At 71.9% G+C, this 16,113-nt stretch carries 12 protein-coding genes; 11 read left to right on the top strand and 1 reads right to left on the bottom strand.

Going from position 1 to position 16,113, the window contains the following annotated elements; all coding sequences use genetic code 11:
- Positions 1-278: 278 nt before the first annotated feature.
- The 11 genes from PV343_RS07405 to PV343_RS07355 all read left to right on the top strand — a co-directional run bounded on the left by PV343_RS07405 (position 279) and on the right by PV343_RS07355 (position 15,478).
- Positions 279-1,097, top strand: a complete 819-nt coding sequence (locus PV343_RS07405; RefSeq protein ID WP_319145962.1) for a GNAT family N-acetyltransferase — start codon at positions 279-281, stop codon at positions 1,095-1,097.
- Between the two features lie 475 nt (positions 1,098-1,572).
- Entirely contained in the window at positions 1,573-2,880 is a 1,308-nt protein-coding gene (locus PV343_RS07400; protein ID WP_319145961.1) for a sensor histidine kinase, read from the top strand.
- Positions 2,877-3,536 (top strand): response regulator transcription factor, encoded by a 660-nt coding sequence (locus tag PV343_RS07395; protein WP_319145959.1) that lies wholly within the window; start codon positions 2,877-2,879, stop codon positions 3,534-3,536. Before PV343_RS07400 ends, PV343_RS07395 begins: the two co-directional genes overlap by 4 nt.
- A gap of 206 nt (positions 3,537-3,742) precedes the next feature.
- Positions 3,743-4,357, top strand: coding sequence for a GOLPH3/VPS74 family protein (locus PV343_RS07390; protein ID WP_415923466.1), 615 nt, complete (start codon positions 3,743-3,745; stop codon positions 4,355-4,357).
- 30 nt (positions 4,358-4,387) lie between these two features.
- The gene (locus tag PV343_RS07385) at positions 4,388-6,148 is read left to right on the top strand and encodes a carboxylesterase/lipase family protein (RefSeq protein WP_319145957.1); all 1,761 of its coding nucleotides are present in this window, start codon (positions 4,388-4,390) and stop codon (positions 6,146-6,148) included.
- 360 nt (positions 6,149-6,508) lie between these two features.
- Entirely contained in the window at positions 6,509-7,849 is a 1,341-nt protein-coding gene (locus tag PV343_RS07380) for an alpha/beta hydrolase family protein (protein WP_319145956.1), read from the top strand.
- Between the two features lie 274 nt (positions 7,850-8,123).
- Entirely contained in the window at positions 8,124-10,388 is a 2,265-nt protein-coding gene (locus tag PV343_RS07375) for a HAMP domain-containing protein (RefSeq protein WP_319145955.1), read from the top strand.
- 16 nt (positions 10,389-10,404) lie between these two features.
- Positions 10,405-11,865, top strand: a complete 1,461-nt coding sequence (gene pgsB, locus PV343_RS07370) for a poly-gamma-glutamate synthase PgsB (RefSeq protein WP_319145954.1) — start codon at positions 10,405-10,407, stop codon at positions 11,863-11,865.
- On the top strand, positions 11,862-12,344 hold the full coding sequence (locus tag PV343_RS07365) for a poly-gamma-glutamate biosynthesis protein PgsC/CapC (RefSeq protein ID WP_319145953.1): 483 nt from the start codon (positions 11,862-11,864) through the stop codon (positions 12,342-12,344). The genes pgsB and PV343_RS07365 overlap by 4 nt, the downstream gene beginning before the upstream one ends.
- A 141-nt stretch (positions 12,345-12,485) precedes the next feature.
- Positions 12,486-13,499, top strand: coding sequence for an NlpC/P60 family protein (locus PV343_RS07360; protein ID WP_319145952.1), 1,014 nt, complete (start codon positions 12,486-12,488; stop codon positions 13,497-13,499).
- Between the two features lie 56 nt (positions 13,500-13,555).
- The gene (locus tag PV343_RS07355; RefSeq protein ID WP_319145950.1) at positions 13,556-15,478 is read left to right on the top strand and encodes an ArnT family glycosyltransferase; all 1,923 of its coding nucleotides are present in this window, start codon (positions 13,556-13,558) and stop codon (positions 15,476-15,478) included.
- A 57-nt stretch (positions 15,479-15,535) separates the two neighbouring features.
- Here PV343_RS07355 and PV343_RS07350 read toward each other — a convergent pair whose 3' ends face one another.
- Positions 15,536-16,042, bottom strand: coding sequence for a hypothetical protein (locus tag PV343_RS07350; protein WP_319145949.1), 507 nt, complete (start codon positions 16,040-16,042; stop codon positions 15,536-15,538).
- Positions 16,043-16,113: the final 71 nt, after the last annotated feature.

Genomic DNA, 16,113 nt, shown 5'->3' with positions numbered 1-16,113 from the left:
CCCGGAGGGCGGCAAGGTCCCTTGTGTGCGCGTGGCGCCGCAACGACCCCGCGCGGCACCGGTCTTGAAAACGCTTTGATCCGCCCCGGTTTCGAGCGGAACACTGTCGCGGTGCCGTGCCTGGCCGAAGACGCCAGAGCGAGCCGGATCCGACGTCCCGGGAGGGTCTACCGATGCCCAACCTCATGCCTGCCCTGCCTCCGGGGTATCGGGCAGGCCCAGCGACGGCCCAGGATGTCAGCACCATCCATTCGCTGGTCTCGGCTTGCGAACGCGAGGTGCACGGCCGGGGCCGAGCCGACCCTGGGGGCATCGCGGCCGTCTTCGCCCGGCCGGGACTGACTCCGGAGCTGGACACCCTGCTGATCCACGACCAGGCGGGCCGGCTGGCCGCTCGGGCCTGGGTGGACCGGCGCTGCGAGGTGGATGTCCACCCGCAGCACCGCGGCCGCGGTCTCGGCACCGTGCTCCTTGGCTGGGCCGAGGCCAGGGCCCGTCAGGCAGGGAGCGAGCAGATCGTCCAGACCGTCCCGGACGACGACAAGGACGCCGTCGCTCTGCTGCGCTCGCGCGGATACGAGCCGATGGTGACCGAATGGCTGCTGGAGTTCGCCATGCCCGACGAGCCGGCGGTACCCGGGCCGCCCGCGGGGATCATGGTGAGGCCGTTTCGCACCGGCGATGAGCATGCCGCGTACCAGCTCATCGAGGACGCTTTCGACGAATGGCAGCAACGGCGCAAGTCCTACCCCGAATGGGCCCAGCACACCGTTGAGCGCCCCGCCTTCGCCCCCGCGATGTCGGCACTGGCGTTCAACGGCCGCCAACTGGTGGGCGCCGCCATCTCGCTGGACCTACCGGAGACCGGCGAGGGCTACATCGAGGAGGTCGCCGTACACCGTGACCACCGCAATCAGGGCATCGCCCGCCTGCTGCTGCGCCACGTCTTCCGCGCCTTCCACCGGCAGGGCCGGCGGACGTGCACTCTTGCGACGCACTCCGACACCGGGGCGCTCGCCCTGTACCTGCGGGTGGGCATGACGGTGCGACACAGTTCCACGGTCTACCGCAAGAGCCTGCGGACGGCCGGGCGTTGAGTCGTCTGCCGTCTTGATCGTGGTCAGCCTGGTATGAGACGGCGAACGAGCCGAGCGTGTCCCAGTCGCTCGCCACCACGGCGATCAAGACGGTGGGGGAGCCGGCCCCCAAGGCCGACCCGCCGGCGGTTCGCCGTGCGGGTGTCGGTCGCCCGCGGAGGGGCGTGCGGGCCGGCGCAGCAGCCACGGCCCGAAGGTTCGGCGTGAGGACCGTACGACCACACGTCCGGAGCAAGCGCGAAGACCGGACTCGACTACCCCCTCGTTGCGGGAGAGGGGAGGAGTCACGCTCCTGATACGCGGCGAAGCCGAGCGCATCGTCAGGAACGGTCAGCCGACACGTATGCCACTCCCCGTTTCACCCCCCCTGCCGCACCAACCCCTTGCGGCACGGCCCTGCGCCCGGCCGCCACGCCGCCGTAGGACCCGGGCCCGTCGCGACGGCCCGCCCCGCGCTCCTGGATAGGGTCGGGGCGTGGATGGCAGCAGCACACACATGGACGGCGCGTCCGCCGGGCAGGCGCCGGGTGAACCGCCGGCCCGGGCGGCGCGGAGGCTGTGGTGGGCCTCGGCCGCCGTGGTCCTCGCCGTGCTGGGCACCCCGGTGCTCGTCGCCGGCGCGGAACACGGTTCACGGCTGCCCGTCGCCGTGCTCCTGGTCCTCACGCAGGCCTGCGCCCTGCGATGGCAGACGCGCGCCCCCGCCGCCGTACTGGCGGTGAACGCGGTGACCGGGCTCGCGGTGTGGGCGCTGCTGCCTGCCGTGTCTCTGACCGGGGCGCTGCTCGCGGCGCAGATCACGCTGTGCGTGCTGTCGGCCACCAGGCCGCGCCGGATCTCGGTGCGGGCGCTGGCGGCGATGTGCCTGCCGGCCCCGCTGGCCTATCGCGCGGGCGGCCCCGCCGGCCTCGCCGTCTACCTGCTGACCGTGGTCCTGGCGTGGACCGTGGGCCAGTGGCGCCGGGCCCAGCAGGAGCGGACGAGAGCGGAGACGCGCCGGGCCGTGGTCGAGGAACGCGCGCGGATCGCACGTGAGGTCCACGACGTCGTCGCCCACACCTTGTCGGTGATGGTCATCCAGGCGGCCGCCGCCGACGACGTGTTCACCCAGAAGCCCGACCAGGCCCGCCGGGCCCTGCACGCCATCGAAACAGGCGCCCGCTCGGCACTCGGTGAACTGCGCCTGCTGCTGCGCGCGTTCAGCCCGGAGGACGGCGAGAGCGGGACGGGTGCGACGGCGGGCGGCGCGGCCGGGGTGGGTGTCGCGGGGGAGGGGCGGCAGCCGGGTCCCACCCTCGCCCGGCTGGAGGAGCTGGTCGCGACCGTCCGCGCCACCGGGATGAACGTCCATCTGCACCGCGAGGGCACCACCGACGCCCTGCCCGGGGCCGTGGACCTGGCCGCGTACCGGATCGTCCAGGAAGCCCTCACCAACACCCTGCGCCACGCGGCGGGCGCCGATGAGGTCAGCGTGCGCGTGACGACCGGAAGGGAAGCCGTGGAGGTGGCCGTAGTGGACAACGGCCACCCCAGGCAGGGGGCGCGACCCGGCGGCCTGGTACCGGTCGGAGCGGGGCGGGGCCTGGTGGGGATGAGGGAACGCGCACGGCTCGTGGGCGGCAGTCTTCGTGCCGGCCCCCTGCCCACGGGCGGATTCGAGGTGACCGCCCACCTACCGTTGGAACCCACCACACGGCGCACGCCGGACGGCGCCTCGGAGGACATCCCTGAGGAAAAGGCGGACGGAACGACAGCAGAAGACTCGGCGGAGGGCCGGACATGACACTGCGCGTGGTGGTGGCCGACGACCAGACCCTGGTCCGCACCGGCTTCCGCATGATCATCGACGCCCGGGACGACCTCGAGGTGGTCGGCGAGGCGTCCGACGGCCGGGAGGCGGTACGGCTGACCCGGCAACTGGCCCCCGACGTCGTGTTGATGGACGTACGCATGCCCGTGGTGGACGGCATCGAGGCGACCCGGCAGATCGCCGAGTCCGACAGCCCCGCCCGCGTCCTGGTGCTGACCACCTGGGACGTGGACGCCCACGTGGTCGCCGCCTTGCGGGCCGGGGCCAGCGGCTTCCTGCTCAAGGACATCCGCCCCGCCGAACTCGTCGACGCCATCCGCCTCACCGCGTGCGGAGACGCCCTCCTGGCGCCCACCGTCCTCAGCCGCGTCCTGGACCAGTTCCTGCGCGCCACGCCCGACCCGGCACCCCCACCCTCTCTCCGGAACCTCTCCGGCCGTGAACGCGAGGTCCTCACCCTGATCGGGCAGGCCCTGTCGAACGCGGAGATCGCCCAGCGGCTGAGCCTGTCGGAGGCCACCGTCAAGAACCACGTCACCGCGGTCCTGCGCAAGCTCGGCCTGCGCGACCGTGTCCAGGCCGTCGTCGCCGCCTACGACCACGGCCTCGTCCAGCCCCGCCGCCCCTGACAGTCGCCCCTCCGGGAGTCGGTCTCGCCCTCCGCTCGCGAGCGGCCGCCCACTCCCCACGTCGCCGCGCTCTCCTTCTCAAGGAGGAGGAGGCGACGCGCTCCTCCTGTGCTCCTATCGCCGGACCGCTCCCGTGGCCGATCCGCCGCGGGGGTGTGCGGCCCTAGCGTCGATGTGTGACCGACAACCTGTCCCTGCCCTGCCTGATGTACCTGCTGGCCCACGACGCCGCAGCCGAAGCCCCCTACGACCGTGCCCGTACCGCGCTGCTGGTCCGCGCCGCCGCCCTGACCGACCTCGCGCTGCGCGGCCGGCTCAGGGAGGACGGCGGGACGGTCACCGCGTCCGGTACCCCTCCCACCGGTGACGTGGTCCTGGACGGCGTGCTCCGCGAGGCCGAGGGCGGGCACGCCTTCAAGCACCTCGTGCGCCACCACCGCAAGCGGACCCTGACCCAGGTGGAGGACCAGCTCGCCGCGGCCGGCCTCCTCCGCGTGAAGGAACCCCGCACCCCCTTCGGTGCCCGCCGGCTGACCGTGACCGACCCGGCCGTGGCCGCCGCCCTGCACGCCCGACTCGCCACCGCGCTGCACGACACCACGCCCGTACGCGAGCTCCCCGCCACCGATGCCGCGCTGCTGGCCCTGGCCGCGGCCGGCGGCGTCCGCTCGGTCGTCTCCCGCCGGGAGCACAAGACCTGCCGGGCCCGCATCGACGCGTGCACCAAGTCGCTCGCCACCCTCGCGCCCGGTCTGGAGCACGCCGTACGCGCCCTTCCGACCACCATGATCGCCGCTCAAGGCGGCATGGGCGGCAGCTGACCTGGCCTGATCTGACCGAACGGGGAGACGATGACCATGCACCGCGCCCTGATCGCCTTGGGCTGCGCCCTGACCACCGTCCTCGCGACGGCCTGGACCACCCCGTCCTCGACGCAACCCACCGCCAAGCCCACCGCCGCCACCACATCCACCGCGACCGCCGTAAACACAACCAGCGGGACCGCTCCAGTCACGACGAGGACGCCGCAGACCACGACGAAAGCCGCGGCGGCGGTGACGGTGCGCACCCACGACGGCCTCCTGCGGGGCACTGCCCACGACGGCTACCGCACCTTCGAAGGCATCCCTTACGCCGCGCCCCCGCTGGGCCGGTTGCGCTGGACGCCACCGCGCCCCGCCGCCCCCTGGCCTGGCGTCCGGGACGCGACCCGGCCCGCGAGCGCCTGCCCGCAACCGGCCGGCGAGGTGCCCGGAGGCAGCACCGACGAGGACTGCCTGTACCTGAACATCACCACCCCCGCCCCCACCCCTGCCACCGCCGGTGCCAGCGTCGCCACTGGCGCCGCCGCCACTACCACCGGCGCCGCCACCACCGCCACCACCGGCACCGCCGTCGTCGGCCCCGCCCGGCGGCCGGTGATCGTGTGGCTGCACGGCGGCGGATTCACCACCGGAGCGGGCAGCTCCTACGACGCCCACCGCATGGCCACCCGTGGCGGTGTCGTGGTCGTCACCGTCAACTACCGCCTGGGAGCCCTTGGTTTCCTCGCCCACGACCATCTGCCGGGCTCAGGTGTCTTCGGCCTGGCCGACCAGCAAGCCGCGCTGCGCTGGGTCCGCGACGAGATCGGCGCCTTCGGTGGCGACCCGCACAACGTGACCCTGGCCGGCGAGTCCGCGGGCGGCTACAGCGTCTGCGCCCAGCTCGCCTCCCCCGCGGCCGTGGGCCTCTTCGAACGTGCCGTCATCCAGAGCGGCCCGTGCACCGGCCGCCCCGACCGGCCCTTCGCCCCGTCCTCCATCCCCCTGTCCCACGCCCGTGCCGCGGGCGCGGCCCTGTCCTCCCGCCTCGGCTGCGGTCGCGCCCGCGCCCAGGAGGTGATGGCGTGCCTGCGCCGAGTCCCCGTCGCCCGCATCCTCAACGCCCAAGGCGCCGACCAGCAGCCCGCCCACGCAACCGGGTTGCTGCCCCGTGATCCGGCGGCTGCGCTCGCCGCGGGCCGATTCCCCCACGTCCCCGTACTGCTGGGCAGCAACCATGACGAGGGCAACGGCTGGGCCGCAGGCATCATTCAGGCCGGCAACCCGGTCACTCCCGCCACCTGGCCCGACGTCGCGGCCGCCTTCTTCCCGGCCCCGGGGCAGGCCGACGCGATCGTCCGCGCGTACCCGGTGCACGAGACCGACGGCGGGCCGGTGTTCGGCGCGGTCATCGGCGACGCGAACTTCGCCTGCCCGACCGCTCGCACAGGCACCCTCCTCGCCCCACAGGTCCCGCTGTGGCGCTATGAGTTCGCCGACGAGCACGCCCCGCCGCTCACGCCGGGCACCCCGCCGTTCCCGCTCGGCGCACCCCACGCCGGCGAGCTGCCCTACCTGTTCGACCTCGGCGGCCGACCCAGCGAGATGACCCCGGCGCAGCACCGCCTGGCCAACACGATGATCGACTACTGGACCCGCTTCGCCACCACGGCCGACCCCGGGAGTCCCGCCTCACCGCCCTGGCCCCGGCACATGGTGCTCTCCCTGGCCCCGGACGACGTCACCCCCGCCCGAACCAGCACCTTCTCCGCTCACCACCACTGCGGGTTCTGGAACACCCTCGGGTGACCCGATCAGTGGCGGTCCATCACGAGGCGCCCCCGACTGCTGGGGAAGGCAATCCGGTTCACTGGATCGGCACTGCCCGGAAGCCGTCGAGCACCTCAGCGACGACCTCGAGCAAGAATGAGTGAATATTCACAGCTCCCTCATGCCCTCCTCAAGATATGCGGGAGGAGGCTTACCTGACCCTTACCTCGTCCGGTGGCCGGCGCCTGGAGATCGGCGCGTTTCGGGCAGCTCCCCGCATCCCGTGCGTGTCGATCGCCACGACGTACCCGGGCGTGTGATGACGCACTCCGACGTGGCGGTACGGTGTGCGGCAGTCGATCGCGTGTACCGTGATCGCCGACCAGCAAGGGGGAGTTCATGAAACATCGTCGTCCGCGCCGCAGCCTGATATCCAAGGCCGTCGGCCCGGCGGGCGCGCTGGCCGTCGCGCTGGCCATGAGCAGCTCGCCGGCCATGGCCGCCGGGGCGACGTCCGGCAAGGCTTCGGCCACCGGGGTCTCCGCCGACGATCCCGACCCGGAGGCGCCTTGGGCGCCCGAGAACGACGAGCTGCCCCTGCACCACAAGGCCGTGCATCCCGAGGCGCTCACGTCCGCCCGCACGGCTCCCTCCGCCCAGCAGCTCACGATGCCCGCGCCGACCGGGAAGTACAGCGTGGGCATGGTCGGGCTGCACCTGCGCGACACGTCCCGTACGGATCCGTACGTACCGGGCAGCAAGCGTGAGTTGATGGTGTCGCTCTGGTACCCGGCCACGTCCACGTCCGGGCACTACCAGGCGCCCTGGATGCCGTCCATCTCCGGTGCCCACTTCCTCGCCTCGCGCGGGCTGTCGCCGCAGGAGGTGACCCTGCCGAAGACCGCGGGCCACGTCCTCGCCCCGGTGAACACCAAGATCGGCAAGCTTCCCGTCCTGCTGTACTCGACCGGGTTGCACTCGGACCGCGCGATGGGTACGGCGCTCGCCCAGGACCTCGCCAGCCGCGGCTACCTGGTCGTCACGGTCGACCACACCCACGACGCCAACGAGGTGCAGTTCCCGGGCAACCGGCTCGAGGTCAACGCGATGCCGGCGGGCTCCCACTCCTCCGACACGCTCAAGGTGCGAGCGGCCGACATCAAGTTCGTGATCAACGCCCTCGGCAAGATCAGCAGCGGCGGCAACCCGGACGTGGGCCACGCGACGCTCCCCTCCGGGCTGTCCAAGTCGGTGGACACCTCCCGGATCGGGATGTTCGGCTGGTCGTTGGGCGGCGCCGCGGTGGACACCGCGATGCAGCTCGACCACCGCATCGCCGCGGGCGCCAACCTCGACGGCCAGTTCTTCGGGACGGCGCCGAGCAAGGACCTCGACCGCCCCTTCATGTTGTTCAGCTCCGGTAACCACAACCGCAACAACGACAGCTCGTGGCGGACGCTGTGGTCGCATCTGAAGGGCTACAAGGTCGACATCAAGCTGCACGGCGCGGCGCACCTGTCGTTCAGCGACAACGAGTGGCTGGTGCCGCAGTGGGCCCGCTGGCTGGGGATCTCCGAGAGCCAGATCGAGCAGCAGTACGGCACGATCGACCCCGACCGTGCGGTGAAGGTCCAGCGTGTCTACCTCGCCGCCTTCTTCGACCAGCACCTGCGCAACAAGCACAGCACCCTGCTCGACGGGCCGAACAGCAGCTACCCCGAGATCTCCTTCGTCCGCTGACCTGACAGCCGAAAGGCCGACCACCGCAAGGGTGCGCCTTTCGGCTGTCCGTCGCGTCGGTCCCGCGCGCGCCCGCCGTCGACCGTGATCCCGCTCACTTGGCTGAGATCGAACGAGCATTTGACGGTCGCACGACCGCAAGAGGCTAGGGTGTCCGCACCGTGGAACACCTGCGCGTTCGACGCCATTTGAAACCTCATCTGAGGAAGGACCCCCCACCCTGCCCTCCGCACCACGGGCGCCGCGCCGACACCGCATCCGTCGCCGCGCCGATATGCCACTGCTCGGTGGGGTGCGCCCGCCGATAGCCTCACTTGTCCTGCTCCTCCTGGTAGTTGCCGCACTGACCGTGATCTGCCTCGCCGGGGTCCCCACCACGGGTATCCCGCAGGCCGTGCTGGACGGGGAGCGGCAGATCGCCGCGGACACCGCGCTGTCGATGCGTACCGCGATCGAGGCCGAGGCGACCTCGGTACGACGCAAGGCGCACGCCTACCCGGCGACCAGCACGACGACTCCCACGGCCGCGCTCAAAGCGCTGACCCCCGCCGGCAAGGCGGTCGCCGGGCGTGTGCTCCTCGACGCGCGCTCCGGCAAACTGCTGGCGGCCGGCGGCAGGACGGTGCCACTGGCCGGCGTCGACGCCGCCAGGAAGGCGTCCGGACACGGTGAGATCCCGCCCAGGCTGGTGACGGCGGGCGGCACCCGGGAACTCCTCTACTTCGCCAAGGTCACGCTGCCCGCGCAGCAGGACGATCCCGACCAGGACCAGTACCAGGCCCAGGGCGGCGCCGAGCGGCAGTGGCTGCTGGTGGTCTCCGAAGCACTTCCCACCCTCGCGGCGTACGGCGACGGACGCACTGCCGAGATGCTGGACACCAACGGCACCGTGCTCGCCACCGCGATCCAGGGCGCGGCGTCGCGTGCGGCCGGCGGCGGTCTGCCGGTGAAGGCGACCCGCGCGGCGCACGAGTCAGGGTCGGACACCGATGCCTCCGGGAGCCTGCTGGGCGCTGCCACCGGGAGCCGGCGCGTCGTGGCCGGCTGGGCCCAGGTGGCCTCGGCGACGGGTCCGGGCGAAACCGACGACCTCGGTCTGGTGGTGCTCACCTCCCGCACGGTGCCCGCCACGACCACGGCCGTCGACTACTCGGGCTTCGCCTTCAAGGCCGCCGGGGCGCTCGCCGGTGTCGCGCTGCTGCTCTGGCTCGTGCTGCACTTCTTCGTGCAGCAGCCCCTGCTGCGGCTGTTCCTGTCCGCCGGCCGGCTCGCCCGGGGCGCGACCGGCGGCCCGGACGCTTCGGTGGAGCTGTCCCGGCCGGTCCCGGTGCACGGCTTCGGGGAACTGGCCCGGATCGGTCGGGCCCTTGACGCACTGCGGGGGCAACTGCTCGGCGAGAGCGGCCCGCAGGAGATCCCGGCCCGGCGCGCACCGGGCTACCGGGCGCTGGCCGTGGCCGGCGTGGTGATGGTGGCGTGCTGGTCGGTGCCGATGATCTTCCTGCTGGATCGCGCGGACACCGCGACCGCGATACCCGCACCGGTCCTCGCCGACCAGCAGGCGCGCACCGTGCTCGCCTCGCACCGCATCCAGCAGTCCCTGGACCAGTCGTACACCGAACTGAACGACGCGACCGCGGGTCTGGCGGGCGCGAGCCGGGCCACCCAGACCCAGGTGCTGCGGCAGACCCTCGACGAACACAAGCAGTACCGCTCGCTGTACCTGCTGGACCGCTCCGGAGGCATCACCCTGAGAGTGGGGGGCACACCGTTGCGGACCCTCGTCCACGTGCCCCACGGCGGCGGGATCACCACCGTCAACACCTCGGGCCGGATCCCGGCGATCGCCGCCTACGCGCAGGTCCCGGCCGTCAAGGGCAAGGCCCCGGCGGCCGGGGTGGTCCTGTTCGGCGAGATCGACGTGCAGGCGCTCAACTCCATCCTGCCCAGGCCGAAACTGGGCACCGTGTGGGTGACGGACGACCAGGAGAGGGTGCTGGCGGCGAGCGAGGGCTACGAGGCCTTCGAGTCGCTGCCCGACCCGGACCTGACGCGGCTGGCCCGCGCCACCCAGGGCGCCCCGGGGACCGCGGGAACCGCGACCTCCGCGGTGCACCTCACGTCGTCCGGCCCCTCGGTCGACGCCGCCGCGCCGCTGGCCAAGAGCGGCCCGACGGCCCACCTCGGCTGGCACCTGGTGACCGCGGAGCCCGCCGCGGCGCTCCAAATCCCCGCCGTGCAGGCCCAGCAGCGCACCATGCTCGCCGGTATCCTGGCCCTCGCCGCCGGTGCCGCCTGTCTGGGCTGGCTGCACGTCGTGGTGATCCGGCCGCTGCGCGCGGTGGCCGTCCTCGTCGAGCGGCTCGCCGGCGGAGACCGCCGCACCGTGCTGCACCCGGTCAACCACGACGAGATCGGCTCGATCACCCGCAGCCTGGAGCTGGTGCGCCAGGCCCTGGCGGAACGCGACCGGGCGGCCCGGTCAGCCCCCACCGCCGGCCCCTCACGGCCGCTGCGCGAGCACACCCCCCAGCGGTAGAAGGACGGAAATCGGCATGCTCTTTCTCTATGTCATAGTCCTGATCTGCTGTTCCGCGCTGTGGATCGCCGGAATCCTGGAGCAGCGCAGGCACTTCGCCTCGCTGGAGCAGATACCCACGCGGGTGCTGGTCAACGGCATCCGCGGCAAGAGTTCGATCACCCGGCTGTGCGCGGGAGCGCTGCGCGGCGGCGGCCTGGTCACGGTCGCCAAGACCACCGGTACCGCGGCCCGGTTCATCCATCCGGACGCCACCGAGGAGCCGGTGTACCGGAAGTTCAACATCTCCAACATCGTCGAGCAGATCGGCATCGTCCGGAGGGCGGCGACCTACCGACCGGACGCGCTGGTGATCGAGTGCATGGCGGTCATGCCCGCGCTGCAGGAGATCAACCAGGAGAAGCTGATCCGCTCCACGATCGGGGTGCTGTGCAACGTCCGCGAGGACCATCTGGAGGAGATGGGACCCACCCTGGACGACGTCGCGCGCTCGCTCTCCCGGTCGATGCCGGTGGGCGGGGTGTGCGTGACGGCGGAGAAGGACCGGCTGCACATCCTCCAGGAGGAGGCCGACAAGCGGAACTGCCGGCTGATCTCGGTCGATCCCGAGACGGTGACCGACGCCGAACTGCGCGGCTTCAGCTGGTTCACGTTCAAGGAGAACGTGGCGATCGCGCTCGCCGTCGCCGAACTCCTCGGCATCGAACGGCAGACCGCGATGCAGGGCATGTGGGACGCGCCGCCCGACCCGGGTGTGCTGTCCGTGGAGCGCTACGTCACCCCCGACGGCAAGCGGCTGCGGTTCGCCAACGTCTTCGCGGCCAACGACCCCGAGTCGACGCTGATGAACGTCAAGCAGCTGGAGGACCTGGGCGCGATCCGGCGACCGCTCAGCGTGGTCATCAACTGCCGCCCCGACCGGGTCGAGCGCAACGGCCAGATGGGCACGATCATCCCCGATCTCGCCGCGGAGACGGTGTTCCTGATCGGCCACCCGACCAAGAGCGCCCGCGACGCGATTCCGGAGAGCTTCCCCGGCAGGGTGGTGGATCTCGGCGGCGACCGCCGGGACCCCACGGAACTGACCGAGGCGATCCTCGCCGAACTCGGCCCCGCCGCCTCGCTGGTGGCGATCGGCAACATCCACGGCCAGGGCGAACTGTTCCTGGAATGCCTGGCCGAGCTGCCGCTGGACGACTCCGCCGACCCGCTCGACGTCGTGCCCGACGGCGACGGCCTGGACCAGGAGACCATGCAGTTCGCCATCCCCCGGCCGCGCGTCTCCGTGGCCCGGCCGCCCGAGCCGGAGCCGTACAGCTGGGTGGCGCCGCTTGAGACACCCACGTACTCCTTCCGTATCCCGTTGCAACGAGACCCGGACCACCGGTCCGCCGAACGTCAGGACTGGCCGCCCGACGACCAGAGCACAGGCCGGCACCACCCACATGATCCGCACCAGTTCTCGAGGAACCCGTGATCCCCGCCCACCTCACCGCACAGACCGCCGCACTCGGGATCGCCCTCGGACTGGTCTTCTCCCTCGTCTGCTACCTGACCACCAACCTCTCTCCCGGGGGAATGATCACCCCGGGCTGGATCGCCCTCACGCTCGTCACCGACGTGCGCATGGCCGGGCTGATGGTGGCCGTGGCGGCGGCGACGTATTTCATGACGAAACTGATCCAGCGCACGGTGATCCTCTACGGCAAGAGGCTGTTCGCCGCTGTCGTGCTGAGCGCGGTCCTGCTGCAGACCACCGTGATGCTCGCTCTCAGCCACGAGTTCCCGCTGCTGTACACGTCCCAGACCCTCGGCTTCATCGTCCCGGGCCTGGTCTCCTACCAGATGTCCCGCCAGCCGCTGGCGGCCACGGTCATCTCGACCACGGCGGTGACCCTGGCCACCTACGTGGTGCTGGTCTCCGGTCTTCTGATCGGCGTACTGCCCACCGGCTGACCCGCACCCGCGCCCGCACCCACACCCGTCCATCACCCACTCGCTCGTCTCACACTTCCAGGAGGACCGGCCATGCGCCACGAACCCGTCGGCAGGGGGAGCCGCCCGACTCGCCGCGCCGTTTTCCGGACCGTCGCAGGTGTGGCGGCCGCAGGCGTGGCGGGCGGATTCGCCTGGGAACACTTCGGGCACGGCGGCGACGACGGGGGTGACACGGACGCCGACGGCACGGGCTCCGGTTCGCGCGCCCGGCTCAACGGGCCCCACACCTTCGAACGGCTGTCCGGCCCTGACCGCACCGTGGTCCGCGCCGGCGACGGCGGCACGCTCGCCACGTTCACCGACGGCGCCCGTACGGCCGTGCTCACCGGTCCCAGCCGCACCTTCGGTGAGCCGCGGACGACCGAGGCCAAGCTGACGACGGACGCCTGGGTCCGGGTGCTGCCGCACGCGTGGCAGCGAGGCATGGAGAAGTCCGCCTGGTTCACCCCCTGGTTCCGCAAGACGCTCGGGGACAAAAGCCCGGACGTGTTCGCCGTGGCGTTCCAGTACAGCAGCGCCGGCGCGCCCGACAAGCGCAACGGCGACGGAGTCCGTTACGCGGGCACCGCACACTTCGGCCCGCGTAACGCCAAGGTCAACAACCCGCTGGACTTCGCCTACCACGACGAGCAGTCCGACTTCTACGACTACCTGGGCATCGACTGGACCTTCCCCGACGGCACGCGCGTGCAGCCCGAGAAGGCCCGCTACGGCGACGTCGACTGCTCCGGCTTCCAGCGTCTGGTGTGGGGCTACCGCATGGGCATCCCCCTGCACAACACCAACACCCGGGGCAACGGACTGCCGCGCAGGGCCTTCGCCATCGCCGCCTACGGTCCCGGCCGCACGGTGATCCCCGACACCGGCGCGCAGCCCACCGATCTGGACGCCCTGCAACCCGGCGATCTGGTCTTCTTCGCCATCATCAAGGACCGGCCCGACTTCATCGACCACTGTGGCATGTACATGGGCCTCGACGACAAGGGCAGGCACCGCTTCTACTCCAGCCGCTCCGCCGCCAACGGCCCGACCATGGGCGACCTTTCGGGCCGCTCACTGCTGGACGGCACCGACTTCTACGCCCGCGGTTTCCGGGCGGCCCGCCGCCTGTGACCGTCGCGCGTGTGCACGACCGCTCCACCTGAACCGCTGAACCGAGGACCACTGTCATGACAGCCATCCCCGACGCCCTGTCCACCGGACCGCGGCGCGGCCGCCGGGCGGCGAACCGGCGCTCCGACGAGCCGGAAGCCGCCCCGCGCTGGGAGCGCCCCGCGCTCGCCGCGGTACTCGCCGTCGCCACGGTGCTGTACTCCTGGGGCATCGGGCATGCCGCGCTCCACCCGTTCTACGGTGCGGCGATACGCTCGATGGCCGGCAGCTGGCGCGCGTTCTTCTTCGGCGGGCTCGACGCCGCGGGTTCCGTCAGCATCGACAAGCTGCCCGGCGCCTTCTGGCCCGACGCCGTCTCCGTCTGGCTGTTCGGCGAGCACACCTGGGCGGCCGCGCTTCCGCAGGTCGTCGAGGGCGTGCTCACCGTATGGCTGCTGCACCGTATCGTGCGCGCCTGGGCCGGCCCCTTCGCCGCGCTGACCGCGGCGCTCATGCTCACCCTCACCCCGGTCACCGTGGCGCTCAACCGCGCCACCATCCCGGACACCACACTCACCCTGCTCCTCGTCGCGGCCGCCGGAGCGCTGCAGAAGGCGGTCCGCACGGAGCGGCTGCTGCCACTGATCACCTGCGGGATCTGGGTCGGGCTCGCCTTCCAGGCGAAGATGCTGCAGGCGTGGCTGGTGCTCCCGGTCTTCGCCGCCGTGTACCAACTCGTGGCGCCGGGAACGGCGTTGAAGCGCGCCGTGCGGGTCCTGCTGAGCGGGGCGGTCGCGCTGGCGGTCTCCTGCGCCTGGATGCTCATCGTCTGGGTGACACCGGAAGCCGACCGCCCCTACCTCGACGGGACGTCCAACAACAACCCGTTCACCCTGGTCTTCGGCTACAACGGCCTGAGCCGGTTCAGCAGCGATCCCAGCGCGTTCGGCGCCGTCCCGGGCACCGTCGCCAGCCGCACCACCGGCAACACCGGCTGGGACATGCTGATCAATGACACCGTCGGCCCGCAGGTCGCCTGGCTGCTGCCGCTGGCCGTGCTCGCCGCGGTGCTCGGCGTCGCCTGGCACGCCGGCCGGCCGCGCACCGACCTCACCCGCGGTGGATTCTTGCTGTGGGGCGGCTGGCTGGCCGTACACGCCGTGGTCTTCGGCATCTCCAACGGCAACCACGCCTACTACACGGCCGTCATCGCCCCGGCGCTCTCCGCACTGGCCGGTGGCGGGCTCGCACTCTTCCGGTCGGAGTACGAGGCACGGCACGAGCCCGGCGGCGAAACGGTCGGTCGGCGGTACCTGGCGCTGCCCGCGGCGATCGCGTTGACAGCGGCGTGGGCGCTGGTACTCGACTGGCCGACCCTTTTCGACTCCTGGCTGCTGCCGGTCGCCGTGATGCTCGCCCTGTGCGGGGTGGTCGGCCTGTGGAGCCGCGGACCACGCACCCCCTTGCGGAAGGTCAACGCCGCCCTCGCCGCCGGGATCACGGCCATGCTGGTCGTACCGGCCGGCTGGGCCTTCTCCAGCCTCGACCCGCTCTACGCGGGCGCCGCCACCTCGCCGATGGCCGGGCCGGTCGGCAAGTCGTACTACGAGCACCAGCGTCACGCCCCGCGCAGAAGAGGGCTGAGCCGGCCCAGCGCCCGCGACAGTGCCCTGCTCGACTACCTCACCACGCACCGCCACGGCGAGAAGTACCTTCTCGCCACCCAGGCCGCCTACACGGCTGAGCCCCTGCTGCGCGCCAAGTCCGAGCCCATCCTCGTCATGGGCGGGTTCACCGGCAGCACTCCGTTCCCGACCGCCCAGCAGCTCGGCGGACTCGTCACCGCCCACGAGGTGCGGTTCGCGCTGCTCACCAGCCAGCGTCCCACCACGGCCGCCACCCGCTGGGTGCACTCCCACTGCGCCCGCATCCGCCCGACCGCATACGGCCTCCGCACCGACGGCAGCTTCACGCTCTACGACTGCGCCGCCCACAAGTGAGGCGACACCCGCCCAACGCGGAGAGGCAGGACCTGAGACAACCCCGAAGCCCCTGAATCAGCAGGTGCGAGTGCCGGCAAGCCACGTCCTCCACACGTGTCGGGTGTTCGGCGCCTCGGGACGATCCAGGAGCCAGAGCACGTAGCCCGCGTGGCGCTCCGCCCACGAGTTCCCCGACTGATGAGCCCGGTGGAGCCTGCCGCGCAGCTCGGCTCCGTCCATCGCCCGCGCCACACGCACGTACTCACGGTCCTTGCACCGGTAGGGCCGCTGGACCACGAGGTCGACCAGATCGATGAGCTTCGCCTTCACCTGGTCGTCGTGGTCGGCGGTGGCCAGTTCCCTTATCAGCCACTGCTTCCAGCCCCAGTCCTTCGCGTGCCGTGTCCACTCCTCCGGGTACCGGGCCTCCCATTCCAGGAACAGCAGGGCGAAGGGCAGCCCTGCCCACGTGGTGATGCCGTCGTCGGCCGGCTTGCTCACCAGGGCGTGCGGCAGACAGTGGCTCGCGGCCTGGTCGTAGGCCTTCTCGGCGGCTGCCCGGTCCCGCGCCTTGCGCCGCAACCGAGGGGTCGGAAGCCAGGCCTAGACGACCCGGAGGCGAGCGGACTCGACCTCTTCCTGGGCCCTGGTCT

Source organism: Streptomyces sp. WI03-4A (assembly GCF_033792105.1).
Classification (GTDB): domain Bacteria; phylum Actinomycetota; class Actinomycetes; order Streptomycetales; family Streptomycetaceae; genus Streptomyces; species Streptomyces collinus_A.
This window is presented reverse-complemented; position numbering and strand designations above follow the sequence as displayed.

Coding starts and splice junctions, on each gene's coding strand:
- PV343_RS07395 (WP_319145959.1), top strand. CDS start 2,877: ATGACACTGCGCGTGGTGGTGGCCGACGACCAGACCCTGGTCCGCACC.
- PV343_RS07390 (WP_415923466.1), top strand. CDS start 3,743: ATGTACCTGCTGGCCCACGACGCCGCAGCCGAAGCCCCCTACGACCGT.
- PV343_RS07385 (WP_319145957.1), top strand. CDS start 4,388: ATGACCATGCACCGCGCCCTGATCGCCTTGGGCTGCGCCCTGACCACC.
- PV343_RS07380 (WP_319145956.1), top strand. CDS start 6,509: ATGAAACATCGTCGTCCGCGCCGCAGCCTGATATCCAAGGCCGTCGGC.
- PV343_RS07375 (WP_319145955.1), top strand. CDS start 8,124: ATGCCACTGCTCGGTGGGGTGCGCCCGCCGATAGCCTCACTTGTCCTG.
- pgsB (WP_319145954.1), top strand. CDS start 10,405: ATGCTCTTTCTCTATGTCATAGTCCTGATCTGCTGTTCCGCGCTGTGG.
- PV343_RS07355 (WP_319145950.1), top strand. CDS start 13,556: ATGACAGCCATCCCCGACGCCCTGTCCACCGGACCGCGGCGCGGCCGC.